This is a genomic window from Marixanthomonas sp. SCSIO 43207 (assembly GCF_019904255.1).
GTDB lineage: Bacteria > Bacteroidota > Bacteroidia > Flavobacteriales > Flavobacteriaceae > Marixanthomonas.
The window spans coordinates 256,422-275,671 of sequence record NZ_CP063203.1 but is presented as its reverse complement, the minus strand read 5'-3'; the positions used below and the strand labels follow the sequence as shown (position 1 = coordinate 275,671).

Sequence of the window (19,250 nt, the reverse complement as noted above, 5' to 3'; positions counted from 1 at the left end):
CTATGAGTATAGAACTTACAGAACAAGAATTACATAACCTCGCTATGAATATTGTAGGTAAAGACCTAGAAGAGAAAGGTTTTGAGTTTTTAGGAGTTAATTCTAAACTGAAAAAGGATCCACAGTTTGTAGCTTTAAAAAATAAAGAATTACACTTTGTAATAGTACGAGCAGTATCTTATCCTGAAGATGCCAATACGTATGATCCTGTCTTTATGCAGACCATAAAAGTTCATGCAGAAAAATTTGATGCAATAACTTATTATGCAGGAGTAGGACTAGGTCACGGAACAGATTATGCCAAACCTGTAATCAAAAATGAGGAGTACACACTTGTATATAATGGTTTACAAAAAATAGTATGAAATATTTAACCTTAGCTTCCATTGTTCTATTTATATCTTGTTCAAAAATTACAGAAGAAGAACATTATATTGAAGGACAAGCCTTTGGTACCACATACCACATTAAGTATTTTTCAAAAAATACTATGGATGTACAAAAAGGCATAGATTCTATTGTCAACGCTGTAAATCGGTCTGTAAGTACCTATATGGCAGATAGTGATATTTCAAAAATAAATAACGGTGATTCAACAATTACTGTAGATACAACTTTTAAAGATGTTTTTTTGCTGTCAAACAAAATTCATAAGCAAACAGACGGTTACTTTGATCCCACAATTGGAGTGCTTCGTAATGCTTATGGTTTTGGTGATGTAAAACCCATAAAAAAAATAGACAGTACTACACTAGATTCATTAATGCAATTTGTAGGATTTGATAAAGTACAACTTACTTCAGAAAATAAAATAGTAAAAACCAATCCTCAAATTTATTTTGACTTTAACGCCATAGCAAAAGGATATGGTATTGATCTAATAGGTGCTTATTTAAGTAACAATGGAGTGGAGCATTATTTAATAGAATTGGGAGGTGAGATTTTGGCAAAAGGAAAAAACTTAACCAAAGAACAATTATGGCTCGTTGGTATAGAAAAAGTTACTTCAGAACTTGATGATAGAAGTTATTCTGAAACTATTACACTTACCAACCAAGCGATGGCTTCATCTGGTAATTATAGAAAATTTAGAATTGATTCCCTTACCGGAAATAAATACGTTCACACCATCAATCCATTATCCGGAAAAGCAGAACAAAGCGATGTAACAAGTGCTACAGTTTTGGCTCCCACCTGTGCCGAAGCAGATGCGTACGCAACGTCTTTTATGGCGCTGGGATTGGAAAAATCTAAAGCAGTTTTACAGAAACTACCACAAGTAGAAGCCTATCTTACTTACACAGATTCTTTAAATCAACAAAAAGAATATGTAACTGAAGGAATGAAAGTAAAAACTAATAATTAATTTTTTCTACAAACAGGGAGCAGTTCTCCTTTTGCCAAACGATAGGTAGAAATTTCTTCCTCTGAAAAAGTAGTCGTATAATCTACCGCTTCAACTGAAAAACCAACCGAAGCCAATTTTTCAAAATAATCCATCCCGTAAATACGAACGTGATCATATTGACCAAATATTTTGGCACGTTCCTTAGGGTCTGTAATGCTATCGTCTTCAAAAGTGGTAGCTCTGTCATTCTCTAGCGGAACTTGTAAAATAGCAATTCCACCAGGAGCCAAGACACGGTAGAGTTCTTTCATTGCCGTAGTGTCATCAGGTATGTGCTCTAATACGTGATTGCAAATTATAAAGTCAAATTCACTATCAGAAAATGGTAAGTCGCAAATGTCAGCTTTTACATCGGCTATTGGTGAATTAAGATCGGTAGTTGTGTAAGAAAGATTTTTCAAGTTCTTGAATCGCTTGTGAAAAGCTTGTTCAGGAGCAAAATGAAGTACTTTTAATTCTGAAGAAAAAAAAGAAGTTTCATTTTTTAAATAAAGCCAGCACAGTCTATGTCTTTCTAGCGATAAAGTTCCTGGGGCTAAGACATTTTCACGTACATTTTCATAACCGTAGGGTAAAAATTTTCGGTATGATTTTCCGTCAATTGGGTCTTTGTAATTAGTTCCTCTTAAAAAAAAAGCTACAAAAGGTCGTATTACATAACTTAACCTAATTAATAATGGCCTTGGAAATAAATTAAGAAAAAAAGCAGAAACCTTTTGCATGGTTAGAAAAGCTTACAAAATCAGCTCTTTTTGCCGAAATTCATCTTCTTCATCACTTGTAATACCTAAAGCTTCATAAATATAAGCGAAAGTAGAAAGCAATTCGGGTTTACCGTTAATCAATGCTACATCATGCTCAAAGTGGGCGCTTGGTTTTCGATCTGCTGTTAAAATGGTCCAACCGTCTTTTAATTGTTCAATGCGACGTGTTCCTAAGTTAATCATAGGTTCAATAGCAACGGTCATACCTTCAATAAATTTTTTACCACGACCTCTACGACCATAATTTGGCATTTCAGGATCTTCGTGCATGGTTCTGCCTATGCCGTGCCCTACAAGCTCTCGTACTACGCCATACCCGTGATCTTCACAGTATTTTTGAATAGCATAACCTACATCGCCTACACGATTTCCTTTTTTAAATTCACGAATACCAACATATAAAGATTCTTTAGTAACCTTCAAGAGTTTTTTTACTTCAGGAGTTACTTCACCCACTTCAAAAGTATACGCATGGTCTCCATAAAAGTCATTTTTTAACGCACCACAATCAATAGATATAATATCGCCTTCTTGTAAAGGAACATCATTTGGTATACCGTGAACCACTTCTGCATTTGGGCTCATGCATAAACTGTTAGGAAAGTCATACATACCTAAAAATCCGGGTTCGGCTCCATGGTCTCTTATAAATTCTTCTGCCAATTTATCAAGCTGAAGTGAGGTGACACCCGGTTTTACTTCTTTAGCGAGCATACCTAATGTTTTTGAAACAATAAGTGCCGACTCTCTCATTAACTCTATTTCTTCGTTGCTCTTAGGTATTATCATCTTTTTCTTTAAAAAGGAAACCATCCTTTTTTCTTTTTTTTGGTTTGTGTAATTTTTTTCTCTTCGCCTATAAGTTGTTGATAGACTTGCCCCCATTCTAAAAGACCGCCAATGTTTCGGTCATCAATAAAGACATCAGCGTTAATTTTACGACTATAGGTGGGATCAAATTTTTCCTCCGGAAAGCTTTTATTTACTGCATAAAACTGAATTCCGTTTTGTTTACAAAAAGCTACGGCATCGTCTAAGGTCTTTCCGTTTCTGTACGTCCAGAGGATCAATCGATGTCCGTTTTCTTGCAGTTTCCGTAATGTTTCAAACGCAAATAATTTTGGTTTTCCAATTTTCGGATATTGATCTTCAACTATTGTTCCATCAAAATCTACTGCTATGGTCAAGCGATCCGTCATTATAACAATTTATAAACGGCAAAAATACAAATATTGTAGCACTTATTCTTGATAGGAGTGCTTGTAATCTGCACCACTTAAAATTGCATATATGTCTTTTTCAAGAGTTTCTTGTGCGTGTTCTACAAAACGACCTATTTCTTTTCCGTTTTTATAAAAAATTAGAGTAGGAACATAATTAATATCAAGGCTGTTTTCATACCCTTCGTCTGTTAACTTTTGAGTGTTCATAGCATACAGTTTTAACTTGCTATAATCATAGTTTGCTTGATCTAAAATTTTATAAAATGCAGGTATTTCTCGTTGGCTGTCAGAACACCAAGTACCCATAAAAGCTGTTATTTTAACATCGTTCAATAGTGGTTTTATTTTCTCGACGGTTGCAGTGTCTAGTTTGTGAAAATCTTGATTTGCTTGAAACCAATCTGCATAAGGTTCTTTTGTGAGACCTTGTTTGTTTATTTTCCCTAATAACATGGTTCCGCCGTTTTCTTCATCTGGAACTTCTTTATTAATTGTTTCAGGTTTGGTTTTCTCAACGTTGTTTTTTTCTGAAGTAGATTCTGTCTTTTTCTGTTTTGGTGATCCGCAAGCAAATACTGTTACTGCCAATAATACAAAAAGTGTTTTTTTCATAGTTTTTAAATTAATGAATCTTGAGTCATAGATTCTGGTTTAGTAATACCCATTAAGTGCAAAATAGTAGGTGCAATATCACCCAAAATTCCGTTTTTAACGTGTGTTATGTTATTGTCTACAATAATTACTGGTACTGGATTGATTGTGTGAGCTGTGTTTGGTGATCCGTCCTCATTTCTCATTTTTTCACTGTTTCCGTGATCTGCCAAGACTACGGTTGTGTAATCATTTGCTAGCGCGGCTTCAATAATGCCTCTTGAACAATTATCAACTGTCTCACAAGCTTTTACAGCAGCATCAAAAACGCCGGTGTGACCAACCATATCTGGATTGGCAAAGTTTAAGCAAATAAAATCTGCAGATTTTGAATTGATTTCAGGAATGATTTTGTCACGTATTTCATAAGCACTCATCTCTGGCTGTAGATCATAAGTGGCTACTTTTGGTGAAGGACATAATATTCTTTTTTCGCCCTCAAAAGGTTCTTCTCTTCCTCCGGAAAAGAAAAATGTTACGTGCGGATATTTTTCAGTTTCAGCAATACGTATTTGCGTTTTTTTATTCTTTTCCAAAACTTCACCCAGCGTTTCTTGAATGTTTTCTTTGTTATAAATTACTTCTATGTTTTTAAATGACTCGTCATAATTGGTCATCGTTACAAACTTCAAGGGTATTTTTTTCATAGAATAATCTGGAAAATCTTCTTGAGTTAGCGCTTCGGTAAGTTGCCTTCCTCTGTCTGTTCTGAAATTAAAGAATAATACCACATCATCCTTGTCAATAGTTGCAATTGGTTTTTCGTTTTCAGTAAGTACAATAGGTTCTAAAAATTCATCGGTTATATTTTCAGAATAACTTTGTTGAATACTTTCAAGTGCGTTGGTTGATTTTTTTCCTTTTCCGAAGACTAACAGATCATACGCTTTTTTCACACGTTCCCACCTTTTATCACGATCCATTGCAAAATACCTGCCAATAATTGAAGCTAGCTTTGCATTGGTGGTTTTTAAATGATTTTGCAGGTCTTCAATATGTCCTGCACCAGATTTTGGGTCAACATCACGGCCATCGGTAAAGGCGTGCACAAAGATATCATTAAGTCCTTTTTGGTGAGCGGCAGTCAATAGTCCTTTTAAATGATTGATATGTGAATGAACACCTCCGTTTGATACTAGGCCAATAAAATGAACTTTTTTATTGTTTTGTAATGCATAGTTAAACGCTTCACTTAAAACAGGCTCATCTTTTAGGGTGTTGTTTTTAACTGCTAAATTAATTTTTGCCAAATCTTGATATACAATGCGACCGGCTCCTAGATTCATGTGGCCTACTTCACTATTTCCCATTTGGCCATCTGGCAAGCCTACATTCATACCGTGAGTTATTAACTGAGCATTGGGGTACTTGTTATATAGTGAGTCAATATAAGGAGTATTGGCTTGTGCAATGGCAGAAACAGCCGGGTCTTGTGTTACTCCCCATCCGTCAAGGATGAGTAAAAGGACTTTTTTGTTCATTTGTACAGTGTGATATTTTTTCAAATATTACTAAAAAACAAAGGTACTGAAAATGAAGATTGTGTCTAGAGCAAATAGGGGTAGAATCTAGTTGTTTTACTTTAAATTTTTAATGTCGAATAAGCTAGGATGTTTGTCTTTAAGTTTTTTACCAAGTTTTTTTGAACCTTTTTTTGTAAAGTGAGAATTGTCAAAATACAGAAACTTTAAATCATCACTAGAAACTATCTCAAACTTTTGAGGATTTTCTCCACCTTGTAAGGCTAAGATATCAATAAATGAGACGTTTAATTTCCTATAGAAAGGTTTTGATAGTTCTTTTTTAAGATTATTGTTTAATCGCAGTTTAAAATCTTTTCTTGAAAATTCTTCTGCTTTCTTATTAATTATTTTTGGTGAAATGGAGTTGCTTAATCTTACAATTTCAGGTATTTGTTTTACATAGGTCATTTTTGGACCAAATACATAGATAGGAGCATTTGAAATATTTCTTATTTTTTCAATGATTTCTTTTAAGCCGTCTACTTCTAATTTTGGCCAATTATCATGTAGGAAGATGGCATCAACCTTGTTCCAATTTTTGTTATTTAGATTTTTTGATAACAGTGCTTTACAGTCTTTAGCTGCATTTTCATCATAAGATTGACCAAAGTTATAGCATTTCCCCAAACTTTTTAAAGAAGTGATTTTTGAATTAAAACCGTTTTGTCTCAAAGCAAAAATTAAATCTACTGAGTGTGAGTTGCCTAATACCATTACATGCCCACTATTTGGTTTGCCTTTTAGTAAATCTTGGTTTTCTTTGTATTCATCAAAATACATTTTCCTGTTTTCTAAAATTTCAGCTTTGGTCATGTATAGTTCATCAGTAAACCTTGAAGTAACTCCTTCACTTTTCCAAATAAATAATGAGAATGATGAAATTACAAGTATAAGTGTGGGTACGGTAAACCAAATAGGGTCAATCTTTGATTTCTTACTTTTTCTATACCTAAAGGTGTTTTCAATAAAATGCCACATTAAAAGGCCAGCTACAATTGAAGAAAGACCAATACTAATTTGATTGGAGAGTGATAAGTCAGAAAGAGTCCAATATTTATAATAAACAATGATTGGCCAATGAATAAGATAAATGGAGTAAGAAGCTTTTCCGATGGTTTCTACAACGTTGTTTTTTAAAACCCAGCTTAGTTTAGGCGCTTTTCCTGCAACAATAATAAACATAGTACCTACACAAGGAACTAGTGAAAGAACACCCGGCATTCTGGTAAAATGATCAAATTTGACAGAAGAGTAAACAATGAGTACTAGCCCTATGAAAAATAGGCTTTCAAGGATGTAGGTTTTTCTGTTAAAAAAATACTTTTCAAGCCAAATACAACTTGCACCTAATAAAAATTCAAACATTCTGAAGGGTATTAAGAAAAATACAGCACTTGGATTGTTTGCAATATATATTTCACCTAAAACAATAGAAATTATAGCAATTACTAGTATAAAAAAATGAAGGTATTGTTTTTTAAACTTGTATAAAACAACTAGCAATAGTGGCCAAAACAGATAAAACTGCTCTTCCAAAGATAAAGACCACATGTGCAATAGCGGTTTGTAGGTCGATTCTAGATTAAAATAACCTGCTTCACTCCAAAAGAAGAAATTGGACAGTGAAAAGGAAGCAAAAATAGCAGATTTTCCCAGTCGCTCATAACTTGAAGGTGTGAAAAAAAAGTAACCTGCAATTACTACAAGAATGAGTGTAAAAATAAGGGCTGGAAAAAGTCTTCTTAGTCGCTTTGTGTAAAACTTCTTGAATGTAAAAGAGTTATTTTGTAATCCATACAAAATGTTTTTACTTATAAAGTAGCCCGATACAACCAAAAATACATCAACACCCAAAAAGCCACCTTGCATCCAAGAAATGTCTAAATGAAAAAGTAAAACAAGAATTACTGCTAAAGCTCTCAACCCGTTAAGTTCTGGGCGATACTCTTTTATAATGTTTGGGACATTGCTTATAAACATGAAATAGTGAAATTTTTTTGCAATATATAAACTTACCCAAAATTGAAAGCTCTGTAAATTGAAATTTAAAGAAATTACCCTCCAAATTTTTCAATCGCTTGCTTGATTTTTTCAATGCGATTGTCTGGGTCTGGATGTGTGCTTTTAAATTCTGGTAAGCGATTGGGACCTGCTGCAGCTTTTAAAATCTTCATAACTTCAATCATTTCGTAGGGGTTGTAACCCGCATCCATCATAAATTTAACACCAAGTTCATCGCTCTCCAGTTCATCGTCACGGCCATTGCCTAGTAGTACATTTTGACCAATACCGGCAACAAGCTCTCCGGCATCTGCGCCTACCGATGCTCCTTGTGAAATAGTTTGCCAAAATTCAGTTTCAGCTATGCGTTCTGCAGAGTGTCTGCCTAATACATGACCTATTTCATGCCCCAGTATACCGGCCAATTGATCTTCAGAAGTAAGTTTTGAAAATAGTGCTTGGGTGATAAAAATTTGTCCACCAGGAAGTGCAAAAGCATTTATGGTTTCATTATCTGCTAGTAAATGAAACTCATATTGATACGGTGTGTCTTTTGCCAAACTGTTAGTAACCAATTTTGCACCAATTGCATCAATGTAGCGTTGTTGATTCTGATCTGGATGCATGCCTCCGTATTGATTGATCATTTGGGGAGCACTTTGTAAACCTATAGCAATTTCTTTTTCAGTAGACATTGAAATAGTTTGTTCTTTTCCGGTGTAAGGGTTTTCTTGTGTATTAGCACATTTTTTAAAAAAGGCAAAAGCGACAATAGCCAATCCTATAAAAATTCTAATTTTCCAACTGCGTCTTGAAGCCATTTTACTGAAATTTAATACACTAAGTTACAAAAGTAAATCTGGATTTATGTCAAGAATATGTTCTGCACGATATTTTTTTATAAACTCTTCTGTGAAAAAATCACTTCCTTCTATTTGTTCATTTTGAAGTATTTGTTGAAGATTTAGCTTTTTATACGCTGTTAACATGGGTATAGAAACCGGCGCGTAGCTAAAGTGCCAAGGTTCATATTTAAAACCATTCCTATTTGCATTATTGGTGTACACTTCATAAAAGTTGAAAGAGTTGGCGTATTCATTGAGCCACTCTTTTAGTCTACAAAATGGCCCCTTGCCATGAAAGTGTTCTTCTTGCAACACGTGTTCTGGCCTGGGAGCATTTGCGTCTATAATGTCAATGTCTGTCCCCCAGTGGTGTCTTGAGGTTCCAGGTATGGTTGAATATTCAATAATTTTTTCAATGGCTTCACTTGGTGATAAGCCTTGCTTTGTAAACCGATTGTATTTTCCTTCAAAAATCTGCTTTTGGCGTTCAAAACTTCGGTAGGCAGAGACAATTTCAATAGTAATATTTTCTTTTGAAGCGGCTTGTTTCATTTTTAAAAAAGCATTCTTGGCTTCTTTATGCATAGTAGATCTATAGCTGTTGCCAGTAATGTCTGGGTTTCCTTTACCTATAAGTTGATCAATTGTAAAGGTTTCTTGGTTGGTAAATGATACAAGTGGCAATAGAGAAATAGCGCTTAGGGAAAGAAATGAGTTTTTTATAAAATCTTTTCGGTTCATTTGGTATTTTAGAGGTTTGTTTAAAAGTACAATTAATATAAAACTTATGGAACTTCGTTTTGGTATAATTCCAGCTTCTGAAATTTTAGTAATCATTCCGCTGTTGCAAAAACTGGAGGAAAATAGTGTGCCAGAACCAGTTTTAAAAGAAAGGGTTTTGAGTATGGCTACCGAGAATTATGAGTGTCTAGGTATTTATTATTCAGAAACGTTGATAGGTATATGTGGTTTGTGGTACCAAACGAGGCATTATGCCGGTAAAAATGTTGAACTAGATCACGTGTATATTGATGAAAACTTTCAAAGTAAAGGAATAGGCAAAAAATTAATTGATTTTATTGCAAACCACGTAACCAAAAAAGGATGCAATTGGATGGAGTTAAACACCTACGTTCACAATTTTCCGTCACATAAATTTTATTATAATCAAGGATTTGTAGCCAAAGGCTATCATTTTGTAAAAGAGCTATAAGATTATAGTGTAAGTTGGCTTAATGATGTTTCGGTGTCAATTTCTTCGGGATCTTTATCTTTTTTAAAAACTCTAGCTTTTAATTCTCCTTTTAAAACAATAGAGCTTCCTTTGACGCGCAACCAGCTACCTTCTCTTAATCCTACCACCGGAATGGTGTTTTGAGTGTGAAACTCTTTAATGCGTGTTTCTCGGGTTTCTCCCATATGTTTGCTAGAAGGATCTGGATCTAAGTAATGTGGGTTGATATTAAAAGGTAGAACACCTAGGGTTTTAAACGATGGCGGATAAACAATAGGCATATCATTTGTTGTACACATAGTTACTCCGCATATATTACTTCCTGCGCTAGTGCCAAGATAAGGAGTGCCATTAAAAATCACTTCTCGCAGCGATTGCATAATTTGGTTTTTGTACAAAGCTGTAACCAAAACAAACGTATTACCACCTCCGGTAAATATTCCTTTTGCATTTTTAATTGCAGTTTCAGGATTTTTAAACGTATGAATGCCTACAACTTTTTTATTTATCTTTTTAAATGCTTCAGAAGCTTTTTGAGTGTATTCATCGTGTGAGATGCCGCCCGGTCTGGCATAGGGTATAAAAAGTATCTCATCTGTTTCAGAAAAAAGCTCAGTTAATGCTTCGCTTAAATAATCTAAATAGGCGCCGTTGTATATTGTTGAAGTGCTAGCTGCAATAAAGTTTTTCATATTTCAATATTAAAAATATAGGATAAATTTAACAAACGTTACTTAAACGATTGCGTCTTTATATTGTAATTTAACTAACCATGAGACGTTATATCGCCCTATTACTAGTATTACTTCCGTTCACTTTACTGGCGCAAGATATTGAACGAACGCTTGTTACGGGTGTGGTGTCTGCACCAAAAGGAGATGATATTGAAGGAATAAATATTTATAATTCTACCACACAAAAAGGAACGGTCACAGATAAAGAAGGGGAGTTTCAATTGCAAGTAGGAATTAACGACCGAGTTTTGGTTACCGCATTACAATTTCAAAGTTTTACCATTATTGTAGATAAAGGAGTTATTGAAAGTGAAACAATGAATATTTATCTTAATCCTGCAGTAAACCAACTAGAAGAGGTGATTGTAAGACCGTATGATCTTTCAGGAAATATTGTAGCAGATGTGAATAGAGTGAAAACGTATACCATAAATCCAACAATGGATTTGTCATACGAAGCGTTAAACTTTAAATATAATTTTTCAGCAGATGCACTTACAAAAGTAGATGGTAATGCTGCAGAACAAGCAATCAATAGTGAAGGAATGAAAAATGGCTTAAATATTAAAAACATCCTTAAGCTCATTTTTAAAGGGAAAGAAAAGCAAACTACTGAAGCTTATGTAAAAAACTCGATACAGCTATCCACAGCCCTTAGACAACGATTCAGTAATGCCTATATATTTGAGACATTTAATATTTCAGAAAACAAAGCAGATGATTTTTTACATTTTGTTGAAGACAGCGGTTTGACAACTGATTTGTTACAATCTCAAAATGAATTAAAGCTGCTTGAGTATATGTTTAGACAAAGTCAATTGTATAAAGAACAGCGTGAAAACAAATAAAATACTTCTTTTATTTTTAGCGATAATAACCTTTGGTGAAGCACTTTCACAGCGCACCCAAATACAAGGAACTATTACAAACAAGGCTGAGGTAGAAGGTATTCACATAATGAATTTGTCCTCGCGCATCAATACAGTGAGCGGTGTGCACGGTAATTTTTCTATTGCTGTTAAAGAACAGGATACGTTACTTTTTTCTTCGGTGCATTATATTCCAAAAAAGATTACCATTTCTTCTGAAATAGTAGAAAAAGGAATTTTGATTCTTGCATTAGAAACGTTAGTCAATGAACTTGATGAGGTTTACTTAGGCCCTAATTTAACCGGAAATCTTGAAACCGATTTAAAAACTATCAAAACTGAAAAACAAATAGATTTTGACGATGTTGGAATACCGGGTTTTAAAGGAGAACAAGAAGAAAAAATCCCCAAATTGGTAGGACAAGTGATTACACCACTTTCGCTCGATGTAGAAGGACTCTATAAATACATAAGTGGGTATTATAAAAAATTAAAAACACAAAGAAAATGGGAAGCCGAAAATAATACAATTGCAAGTATAATCAATTATTACTCCGTGTCTTTTTTTGTTGATGCTTATCAAATTCCCGAAGAGCGACTGTATGATTTTCTGTTGTTTTGTACAGAGACTAGCTCTATTCAATCTTTTTTTGAAAGTAAAAACTATGTAAAAGTACTTGCAGTTTTTGATGAAAAGGGTCCCGAATATGCAAAACGGTTACAAATAACCGAATTTGAAAAAAAGGAATAATTTGTGTAACATATTCAGTCAATTTACGTCCTATCAAAACAATTGTATATATGAAGTTTTTAAAAATTGCACTTCTTATTGTTGTACTCCCTTTAATGACAGCGTCTTCTGCTGATCATAAATTCTATGTGAGTACCACAAATATTGAATATGTTCCGCAAAAACAATCCTTACAAATAATAACAAAAATCTTTATTGATGATATAGAAGACGTGCTTCAAAAAAGATATGACTCTTCTATCTCTATAGCTACCACAAAAGAGACAAAACGTGATGCTGCATTTCTTAAAAAATACATTCTTCAAAAGTTACAAATAAACATTAATGGAAAACCTGCCAAGTTAAATTACTTGGGTAGAGATTATGATATTGATGTTGTAAATGCATACATTGAGATTACCGGAGTCAAAAAATTAAAGTCAATTGAAGTTAAAGACGAAATATTGATGGATTTATTTGAAGAACAACAAAATATTATACATATTAAAACACCTAATTTAAGAAGAAGTCTCATTTTGGATAAAGATAATCCTAAAGATATGTTAAACTTCGATTAAATAAATATTCATTCAGCATAAGAAAACTAAATTTAGAATCTTTTTAAAACCAGAAATCTTTATTATGAAATTAGTAAAATACGCTTCCTTGGTCCTCTTGTTTCTCTCAGCAGGAATAAGCTACGGTCAAGATGATTCAACCAGTGAAGAACGCAAACCGGGTCACACAAATAACAATCGCTTTAAGCAGCTTTATGAAGAGTTTTCAACTCCCAACCAATACCGAAGTGCGAGTGGAGCGCCAGGACCAAGATATTATCAGCAACAAGCTGATTATGTGATGGATATTGTTTTAGATGATGAAACGCAACGTATTTCAGGAAATGAAACAATTACCTACACCAATAATTCTCCGGACGAATTAGAATATCTATGGGTTCAGTTGGATCAAAATGTGCGTGCTAAAGATTCAAAGTCGCCACTTATTGAGCCAAGTGGAGCTGCTCCTGCAGATATGGCCGGGTCTTTTGTGCAAAAACATATGGGAGCTGGATTTGATGGAGGATTTAAAATAGAAGCCGTTAAAGACGAAAAAGGTAGAAATCTTCCGCATACTATTAACAGAACGATGATGCGAGTTGAAATGCCAAAAAATCTTGAACCAGGTGAAGAATTTACTTTTTCAATAAAGTGGTGGTACAACATTCCAGATCATACTATTGATAGAGCACGTAGTGGGTATGAAGTATTTAATGATGGTAACAAAGGATATGTAATAGCTCAATTTTACCCAAGAATGGCAGTTTATAATGATGTAGAAGGATGGCAAAATAGCCAATTCTGGGGGCGTGATGAATTTGCATTGCCATTTGGTGATTTTGAAGTAAGTATTACTGTTCCTGCAGATCACGTTCTAGATGCTACCGGAACACTTCAAAACAGAAAAGATGTTTTTTCAAAAACAATGATGAACCGTTATGAAAAAGCAAAAAAATCATATGATAAACCGGTCTTGATCGTAACACAAGAGGAAGCAGAGAAGGCTTCAAAAGGATTCTCAAAAAACACAAAAACGTGGAAGTTTAAAGCAGAAAATGTACGTGATTACGCTTTTGCTACCTCTAGACGTTATATCTGGGATATGATGGCAGTAAAGCAAAACAACGGTAAAGATGTAATGGCTGTATCTATGTATCCGCCAGAAGGTAACCCACTTTGGGAAGAATTTTCTACAAAAGCTGTTGCAAGTACATTAAAGTCTTACTCTAGAATGACTTTTGATTATCCATACCCAAAAGCAATTTCAGTACATGCCAAAAATCAAGGGATGGAATACCCAATGATATGCTGGAATTATGGACGTCCAGATGAAAATGGAAATTACAGTGAGCGTACCAAGTATGGAATGATTTCAGTAATTATTCACGAGGTAGGTCATAACTACTTCCCAATGATTGTAAACAGTGATGAGCGTCAATGGACGTGGATGGACGAAGGACTTAACACTTTTGTACAATACGTTGCCGAACAAGATTTTGGTGAGTGGTATCCAGATGCAATTGCACCAAATAAAAAATATCCTTCACGAAGAGGACCTGCTAAAAACATTGTAAACTACATGGCAGGCGATCAAGATTACATTGCACCTATTATGACCAAAGGGTTAAATACCTACAGTTTTGGTGCTAATGCATATGCAAAACCAGCAACCGGTTTAAACATTCTTCGCGAAACTATTATGGGTAGAGAGTTGTTTGACTATGCATTCAAAGTATACGCAAACCGTTGGATGTTTAAACACCCAACTCCTGAAGACTTTTTCAGAACTATGGAAGATGCATCTGCAGTAGACCTTGATTGGTTTTGGAGAGCTTGGTTTTACAGTACAGAATATACAGATATAGGTGTTAAAGAAGTAAAACGTTTTTATGTAACTTCAAAAATGAATTCACAAGTGCGTGAAATGATGGAAGCACGTGGTATGACAGAAAGTGATCTTCCACCATTAGTTTATATGGTAGAAGAAGGAAGTGAAGACTATGAAGAAAGTATGAAAAACGCATCACTTGACGATGTTTCAACACTTCAAGAATACATAATGGATAATCTTTCTGCTGAAGAAAGAGCTAACCTTAAAAAGCCTAACTACTTTTACGAAATAACTTTTGAAAAACCAGGAGGTATCCCAATGCCTATTATTGCAGAGTTTACTTATAGCGACGGTAGTACCGAGCGTGTTAAATACCCTGCTCAAATTTGGAGAAAAAATGACAAAGAAGTAGGAAAGGTAATAGCTTCAGACAAAGAGATAACCAAAATTATGGTAGATCCAGATGAAGAAACAGCAGATATAGATACAGAAAATAACAGTTGGCCAAAACGTAAAAAGTTAGGCGAGTTTGATAAGTTCAAACAAAAGACTGAACAAGACTAAAAAAACAAATTTTTTAAAAAGCCTCGTTACTTTAACGAGGCTTTTTAATATAACAGCAATATCTTCTTTATATTTGTAGTATGTTTCTACAAACAATATATTTATTTATAAGTGGTACTGAAATAGCCTTCATACTATTTATTATTCTACTGGTTTTTGGGGCAGATAAAGTACCCGAAATAGCCCGTGGACTTGGAAAAGGTATGCGCCAACTTAAAGACGCAACAAACGATATCAAGTCTGAAATAACTAAAAGCGCCGAAAAGCAAGGCATTGATGTGGATATCACTAAAGATGTCCGTGAAGAAATTGACAAAGTAAAAGAAGATGTAGAAGAAGTAACCGGTCCCATTAAACGCAGACGTTAATGTTTGAAATACTGAAAGAATGGGATAGAGAATTATTTGTTTTTCTCAATTCTTTAGGAATTAAACAATTTGATGATTTCTGGATCACCGTCACACAAATAGAAACCTGGACGCCACTTTTTTTACTTTTTACTTTTTTAATTTTTTACTATTTCAAATGGAAAAGAGGAGGAGCCATCTTTTTTTTTCTATTGCTAACTTTTGGGATTACTATTTTTGTTACAGGAGAAGTTAAAAACTATTTTGAAAGACTGCGCCCCAATAACGTAGAATCTCTTTCCGAAATAATTCGCATTTTACAAAAACCATCAAACTATAGTTTTTTCTCTGGTCACGCATCATCAAGTTTTTCAATAACAACCTTTATGGTATTGGTGTTAAGAGAAAAAACCAAATGGGTTTATCTTTTCTTTTTATGGCCACTCATATTTGTTACAAGTAGAATTTATGTAGGAGTACATTACCCTAGCGATATTTTTGTAGGAGCCTTGGTAGGTACTGTTTTTGCTTTCCTATTTTATAAATTATGTAAACTAGCCTTGAAGCATGACAAGTTAAGTGTTAGTGATTTAACCTAAAAGCTTGATTTTCTACATATTATTTTTTTGTATCTTGATGTTTTATTAACCAAATCATCAAACCTATGAGAAAATTACAACTCGCGGTACTTGCTGTGTTTACTATAGTTATTACAAGCTGTACCAAAGACAATCCCCTTTCAGAAGAAACTCAAGAAACCAATTTGTCTTCTGAAATTTCCCAAGAATTATTAACCATCCCCCAAATCAATGCTATTATTGATGAAGAGTTGCGCCGTACAGGTGATTTTAGTTGGAAAAATACAACAGATCAAGTATTGTGGAGCGCAACAGTACACGGAGGCGACGTTTTAACCATTGGATACGGAAACCAAGGCGAAAGTTTCAGTACTCAAAAAAATGCTAGACTTACCAACTCAAAAAACTCAATTGTTTCGGAAATTATGTCAATCGAAGAAGGAACTCGAAAAGAAACCCTTTTTGAAGACGATGACGTGTTAAATGTTATTGACGTTCAGGTAAACTCTATAACTACCATTTCAGCTTTAAGAAAAAGAGATGATATACGGTATATGGAGCCAAATGCGTATTCTTTTTTTTATAGCGAACAATACCCGCAAACTAGATCGTCAAAAGGCTGCAATAAAGATGGTCAATCATTAAATAGTAATGATTACCGTACCATTGCACCGGGATCGTTAGTGAGCTGGACGTATGATGAACATAATATTGAACAAGCATGGAGTTACAGTACCGGAGCCAATGTTACAGTTGGTTTAATTGATACCGGAGTATCTCAAAGTCAATCCTTATTGGGTTCAAATTTTAATGATGGCTACAGCTCAGGAAGAACAATTCAAAAGTATGGTACATTTATCGATTCTTCATGGTGGTGGAGTTCAAATTATGATGGTCCCCACGATAAATGTGGTCATGGTACGAGTATGGGAGCAACAATTGCTTCGCCAAGAAATAACGATAACTTACCGGTTGGGGTAGCGTATAATTCAAATTTAATAGCCTACAGAGCTACTGAAGATGTGGTATTAAACGACTACCACGAACGCAAAGGTGTAAAAGATGCCTTGAGACAATTGGCAGATAGAAATGATGTTAAAATCATTTCAATGTCTATAGGATACCCTTGGTCTATTGAAAATATTAAAGATGCTGTTCGATATGCACATAGCAAAGGGAAATTAATTTTTGCAGCAGGAGGTACTTCTTTAGATTTTACAAATTGGTATCCAGTTATTTTTCCTGCTAGTATGAGTGAAACAGTCGCTGTAACCGGTATAACAGACGATGGAACGTATGAGCAATGTGCTACTTGTCACGATGGTAATGAAATAGAGTTTACAATTGTAATGCAACGTGCAAATGATGTAAACCGCACCGGAACTGTTCTAGGGTTTTACAATGGCGATACCGCTTATGTAGGAGGATCGTCTGTTGCTACTGCAACCACAGCCGGAATCGCAGCTTTAGTTTGGGCAAGACATCCAAGTTGGAGCAGAAATCAAGTGTTGAATAAAATGCGACAAAGTTCTGAGTTTTATCCCAATAAAGATAGTACAAAGGGATATGGAAATATAGATGCCTTACAAGCTGTACAATAAGAATTAGATTTTAAATAAAAAGGGTTCAGAACAACTCTGAACCCTTTTTTTATGTAACTCTAGTAACTGTAAGTCCGTCCCTAATAGGAAGCAAGACGGTTTCTAGTTTTGGATGCTCATTTAATACCTTATTGTAATTTAAAAGTGCTTTTGTGTCTTCATCATTCTTTTTTAAAGGTTCAACAACTTTACCACTCCACAAAACATTATCACTTAAAATAACAGATCCGCTTTTCAACTTCGGAAGGATGATATCAAGGTATTTTGGGTAATTACTTTTATCGGCATCTATAAAGACCAGATCAAACGTTTTTGAAAGCTTAGGGATTAGTTCCAACGCATTTCCGGTGTGTTGAATTATCTGCTCTCCAAAACCGGAAGCATCAAAATAGTTACGCTGAAAATCGTGTAGTTCTTCATTAATATCAATAGTGTGCAATTCTCCTTCTTTCTGCATTCCTTCGGCTAAACATAAAGCAGAGTATCCTGTGTAGGTTCCTATCTCTAAAATGTATTTAGGATTAATTAGCTTAGATAGCATGCTTAATACACGTCCTTGTAAATGACCACTTAACATTCGCGGAGCCAATACTTTTTGCCACGTTTCCCTATTTAATTTTTGTAAAAGTTCGGGTTCAGGTTGTGAATGATTTTCTGCGTAGGTGTTTATTTTTTCTGGAAGAAAGTCCATTAGCTTAATATTCTGTTTACTAATTTTTCTTTTGCTGTTTCATCATCGCCGCACAGCCATTGTATTACATTATCTTCCCAAATGGCATCACATTCATCTTGGGTTAAAATGTTACGTTCTTTTGCCAGATCTAAAATTTTACCTGGATAGGAAGATTGTACGGCACTTTCCATTTCACCTAGAGGATACGGGTCATCAAGCCCCATCAATACTTGTTTAGGATTTTGGTTTTCAACTAATAACTTTAAAGAGCCGGTATCGTGTACCAAGGTGTCAAAAAAGATATTTTTATGTCCAACGGCTTTTCTAGGGTGTACTTTTCCTTCAAACAAGTCTGGGCGCCCATCAAAACCTTGTATGCGTCGCCCTAAATTTATTTGAGCCAATTGCCCACCGTGAGCAAAACATGTACGCATGTTTGGATATTTATCTGCATAACCATTTAAGGTTAAAAAATGATATGCATCAGCACATTGTGCCAGCATCCAGATAAGGTGAAATCGCCAAGCCGTGTTTTCTAGTTTGATAAATTTTTCACCATCATAAGGATGAATTTCAACTGCTAGGTTGTATTTGCTTGCCAATTCAAAAATAGGTTCGTTTTCTTCATCAAAAATACAACGCCAGGTCCCTATGGTATCCATGTAGTGAGTAGGTAAACATAAAAGTTGTAATCCTAACTCTTCAACACAGCGTTCTATTTCCCAAAGAGCTCCTCTTACAAATCCCGGATGCACGACAAAACCACACGTAAACTTTGATGGGTTATCGTGTTGCACTTTTGCATTAAAATCATTTTGAAACCGAAGGGCTTGTTTCATTTCTTCAACACGCAGACCGTTTCCGTATAATTGAGAAAGATTTAATACAACAGCATGATCAATCTTGTAACGTTCCATCCATTCCAGTTTTTCGTTTAAAAAGAAACTAGAATCAGTTACTGGGCGGCTCCAATCTTTCTGAAGCATAAACTTTCGGTCTTTATCAACCCAAAAAATACCTTTGTCTTTCATAAACTTTGGTATTTCTTCAGGATATGGAAGTAAGTGTGAATGACCGTTTATGCGTAATTTTCGTTTCTTATTCATTCCCGGAAAAG

The 19,250-nt window shown here is 34.7% G+C and carries 21 protein-coding genes; 10 read left to right on the top strand and 11 right to left on the bottom strand.

Annotated elements, in window-relative coordinates; all coding sequences use genetic code 11:
* Window positions 1-2 precede the first annotated feature (2 nt).
* Window positions 3-365 carry a Na(+)-translocating NADH-quinone reductase subunit F gene (locus tag INR76_RS01330; protein ID WP_223108854.1) on the top strand — a complete coding sequence of 121 codons (363 nt, stop codon included), beginning with the start codon at window positions 3-5 and terminating at the stop codon, window positions 363-365.
* Window positions 362-1,366, top strand: coding sequence for an FAD:protein FMN transferase (locus tag INR76_RS01325; RefSeq protein ID WP_223108852.1), 1,005 nt, complete (start codon window positions 362-364; stop codon window positions 1,364-1,366). The genes INR76_RS01330 and INR76_RS01325 overlap by 4 nt, the downstream gene beginning before the upstream one ends.
* On the opposite strand, the gene INR76_RS01320 is transcribed toward INR76_RS01325, so the two are convergent.
* The 8 genes from INR76_RS01320 to INR76_RS01285 form a co-directional block, all read right to left on the bottom strand.
* A complete protein-coding gene (locus tag INR76_RS01320; RefSeq protein ID WP_223108850.1) occupies window positions 1,363-2,130 on the bottom strand; it encodes a class I SAM-dependent methyltransferase in 768 nt (255 codons plus the stop codon). The two genes, INR76_RS01325 and INR76_RS01320, sit on opposite strands and share 4 nt — an antisense overlap.
* Before the next feature lie 12 nt (window positions 2,131-2,142).
* Window positions 2,143-2,961 (bottom strand): type I methionyl aminopeptidase, encoded by an 819-nt coding sequence (map, locus tag INR76_RS01315; protein ID WP_223108849.1) that lies wholly within the window; start codon window positions 2,959-2,961, stop codon window positions 2,143-2,145.
* An 8-nt stretch (window positions 2,962-2,969) separates the two neighbouring features.
* Window positions 2,970-3,371, bottom strand: coding sequence for a BT0820 family HAD-type phosphatase (locus INR76_RS01310; RefSeq protein ID WP_223108848.1), 402 nt, complete (start codon window positions 3,369-3,371; stop codon window positions 2,970-2,972).
* Between the two features lie 42 nt (window positions 3,372-3,413).
* On the bottom strand, window positions 3,414-4,007 hold the full coding sequence (locus INR76_RS01305; RefSeq protein ID WP_223108846.1) for a thioredoxin family protein: 594 nt from the start codon (window positions 4,005-4,007) through the stop codon (window positions 3,414-3,416).
* Between the two features lie 5 nt (window positions 4,008-4,012).
* Window positions 4,013-5,527, bottom strand: a complete 1,515-nt coding sequence (gene gpmI, locus INR76_RS01300) for a 2,3-bisphosphoglycerate-independent phosphoglycerate mutase (protein ID WP_223108844.1) — start codon at window positions 5,525-5,527, stop codon at window positions 4,013-4,015.
* A gap of 96 nt (window positions 5,528-5,623) precedes the next feature.
* Window positions 5,624-7,549 carry an acyltransferase family protein gene (locus tag INR76_RS01295; RefSeq protein WP_223108843.1) on the bottom strand — a complete coding sequence of 642 codons (1,926 nt, stop codon included), beginning with the start codon at window positions 7,547-7,549 and terminating at the stop codon, window positions 5,624-5,626.
* A gap of 74 nt (window positions 7,550-7,623) precedes the next feature.
* Entirely contained in the window at window positions 7,624-8,391 is a 768-nt protein-coding gene (locus INR76_RS01290) for a M48 family metalloprotease (RefSeq protein WP_223108842.1), read from the bottom strand.
* A gap of 24 nt (window positions 8,392-8,415) precedes the next feature.
* Window positions 8,416-9,156, bottom strand: a complete 741-nt coding sequence (locus INR76_RS01285; RefSeq protein ID WP_223108840.1) for a M15 family metallopeptidase — start codon at window positions 9,154-9,156, stop codon at window positions 8,416-8,418.
* 46 nt (window positions 9,157-9,202) lie between these two features.
* Between INR76_RS01285 and INR76_RS01280 the strand changes: the two genes are divergently transcribed.
* Window positions 9,203-9,628 carry a GNAT family N-acetyltransferase gene (locus INR76_RS01280; protein ID WP_223108839.1) on the top strand — a complete coding sequence of 142 codons (426 nt, stop codon included), beginning with the start codon at window positions 9,203-9,205 and terminating at the stop codon, window positions 9,626-9,628.
* A 2-nt stretch (window positions 9,629-9,630) separates the two neighbouring features.
* Here the strand turns inward: INR76_RS01280 and pepE are convergent, their stop codons facing one another.
* Window positions 9,631-10,341: a dipeptidase PepE gene (gene pepE, locus INR76_RS01275; protein WP_223108837.1), complete on the bottom strand. Its 711-nt coding sequence runs from the start codon at window positions 10,339-10,341 to the stop codon at window positions 9,631-9,633.
* An 80-nt stretch (window positions 10,342-10,421) separates the two neighbouring features.
* On the opposite strand from pepE, the gene INR76_RS01270 reads away from it, so the two are divergent.
* The 7 genes from INR76_RS01270 to INR76_RS01240 all read left to right on the top strand — a co-directional run bounded on the left by INR76_RS01270 (window position 10,422) and on the right by INR76_RS01240 (window position 17,460).
* Window positions 10,422-11,231: a carboxypeptidase-like regulatory domain-containing protein gene (locus INR76_RS01270; RefSeq protein ID WP_223108835.1), complete on the top strand. Its 810-nt coding sequence runs from the start codon at window positions 10,422-10,424 to the stop codon at window positions 11,229-11,231.
* The gene (locus tag INR76_RS01265; RefSeq protein WP_223108833.1) at window positions 11,218-12,003 is read left to right on the top strand and encodes a hypothetical protein; all 786 of its coding nucleotides are present in this window, start codon (window positions 11,218-11,220) and stop codon (window positions 12,001-12,003) included. The genes INR76_RS01270 and INR76_RS01265 overlap by 14 nt, the downstream gene beginning before the upstream one ends.
* Before the next feature lie 50 nt (window positions 12,004-12,053).
* Window positions 12,054-12,560, top strand: a complete 507-nt coding sequence (locus INR76_RS01260; protein ID WP_223108831.1) for a DUF6702 family protein — start codon at window positions 12,054-12,056, stop codon at window positions 12,558-12,560.
* 64 nt (window positions 12,561-12,624) lie between these two features.
* Window positions 12,625-14,934, top strand: coding sequence for a M1 family metallopeptidase (locus tag INR76_RS01255; RefSeq protein ID WP_223108830.1), 2,310 nt, complete (start codon window positions 12,625-12,627; stop codon window positions 14,932-14,934).
* Window positions 14,935-15,014: 80 nt separating this feature from the next.
* Window positions 15,015-15,302, top strand: coding sequence for a twin-arginine translocase TatA/TatE family subunit (locus INR76_RS01250; RefSeq protein ID WP_223108828.1), 288 nt, complete (start codon window positions 15,015-15,017; stop codon window positions 15,300-15,302).
* Window positions 15,302-15,880, top strand: a complete 579-nt coding sequence (locus INR76_RS01245; protein WP_223108827.1) for a phosphatase PAP2 family protein — start codon at window positions 15,302-15,304, stop codon at window positions 15,878-15,880. The genes INR76_RS01250 and INR76_RS01245 overlap by 1 nt, the downstream gene beginning before the upstream one ends.
* 65 nt (window positions 15,881-15,945) lie before the next feature.
* Window positions 15,946-17,460, top strand: coding sequence for a S8 family serine peptidase (locus INR76_RS01240; RefSeq protein ID WP_223108826.1), 1,515 nt, complete (start codon window positions 15,946-15,948; stop codon window positions 17,458-17,460).
* 49 nt (window positions 17,461-17,509) lie between these two features.
* Here INR76_RS01240 and INR76_RS01235 read toward each other — a convergent pair whose 3' ends face one another.
* Window positions 17,510-18,151 carry an O-methyltransferase gene (locus tag INR76_RS01235; RefSeq protein ID WP_223108825.1) on the bottom strand — a complete coding sequence of 214 codons (642 nt, stop codon included), beginning with the start codon at window positions 18,149-18,151 and terminating at the stop codon, window positions 17,510-17,512.
* Window positions 18,151-19,239: an amidohydrolase family protein gene (locus INR76_RS01230; protein WP_223108824.1), complete on the bottom strand. Its 1,089-nt coding sequence runs from the start codon at window positions 19,237-19,239 to the stop codon at window positions 18,151-18,153. The genes INR76_RS01235 and INR76_RS01230 overlap by 1 nt, the downstream gene beginning before the upstream one ends.
* Between the last annotated feature and the right edge of the window lie 11 nt (window positions 19,240-19,250).

Excerpts from the sequence above, each read along its gene's own strand:
- INR76_RS01320 (WP_223108850.1), bottom strand. The coding sequence starts at position 2,130 with ATGCAAAAGGTTTCTGCTTTTTTTCTTAATTTATTTCCAAGGCCATTA.
- INR76_RS01250 (WP_223108828.1), top strand. The coding sequence starts at position 15,015 with ATGTTTCTACAAACAATATATTTATTTATAAGTGGTACTGAAATAGCC.
- INR76_RS01285 (WP_223108840.1), bottom strand. The coding sequence starts at position 9,156 with ATGAACCGAAAAGATTTTATAAAAAACTCATTTCTTTCCCTAAGCGCT.
- INR76_RS01280 (WP_223108839.1), top strand. The coding sequence starts at position 9,203 with ATGGAACTTCGTTTTGGTATAATTCCAGCTTCTGAAATTTTAGTAATC.
- INR76_RS01305 (WP_223108846.1), bottom strand. The coding sequence starts at position 4,007 with ATGAAAAAAACACTTTTTGTATTATTGGCAGTAACAGTATTTGCTTGC.
- INR76_RS01330 (WP_223108854.1), top strand. The coding sequence starts at position 3 with ATGAGTATAGAACTTACAGAACAAGAATTACATAACCTCGCTATGAAT.
- INR76_RS01260 (WP_223108831.1), top strand. The coding sequence starts at position 12,054 with ATGAAGTTTTTAAAAATTGCACTTCTTATTGTTGTACTCCCTTTAATG.
- gpmI (WP_223108844.1), bottom strand. The coding sequence starts at position 5,527 with ATGAACAAAAAAGTCCTTTTACTCATCCTTGACGGATGGGGAGTAACA.
- map (WP_223108849.1), bottom strand. The coding sequence starts at position 2,961 with ATGATAATACCTAAGAGCAACGAAGAAATAGAGTTAATGAGAGAGTCG.
- INR76_RS01310 (WP_223108848.1), bottom strand. The coding sequence starts at position 3,371 with ATGACGGATCGCTTGACCATAGCAGTAGATTTTGATGGAACAATAGTT.
- INR76_RS01240 (WP_223108826.1), top strand. The coding sequence starts at position 15,946 with ATGAGAAAATTACAACTCGCGGTACTTGCTGTGTTTACTATAGTTATT.
- INR76_RS01245 (WP_223108827.1), top strand. The coding sequence starts at position 15,302 with ATGTTTGAAATACTGAAAGAATGGGATAGAGAATTATTTGTTTTTCTC.
- INR76_RS01290 (WP_223108842.1), bottom strand. The coding sequence starts at position 8,391 with ATGGCTTCAAGACGCAGTTGGAAAATTAGAATTTTTATAGGATTGGCT.
- INR76_RS01295 (WP_223108843.1), bottom strand. The coding sequence starts at position 7,549 with ATGTTTATAAGCAATGTCCCAAACATTATAAAAGAGTATCGCCCAGAA.
- INR76_RS01325 (WP_223108852.1), top strand. The coding sequence starts at position 362 with ATGAAATATTTAACCTTAGCTTCCATTGTTCTATTTATATCTTGTTCA.
- INR76_RS01235 (WP_223108825.1), bottom strand. The coding sequence starts at position 18,151 with ATGGACTTTCTTCCAGAAAAAATAAACACCTACGCAGAAAATCATTCA.
- INR76_RS01255 (WP_223108830.1), top strand. The coding sequence starts at position 12,625 with ATGAAATTAGTAAAATACGCTTCCTTGGTCCTCTTGTTTCTCTCAGCA.
- INR76_RS01270 (WP_223108835.1), top strand. The coding sequence starts at position 10,422 with ATGAGACGTTATATCGCCCTATTACTAGTATTACTTCCGTTCACTTTA.
- pepE (WP_223108837.1), bottom strand. The coding sequence starts at position 10,341 with ATGAAAAACTTTATTGCAGCTAGCACTTCAACAATATACAACGGCGCC.
- INR76_RS01230 (WP_223108824.1), bottom strand. The coding sequence starts at position 19,239 with ATGAATAAGAAACGAAAATTACGCATAAACGGTCATTCACACTTACTT.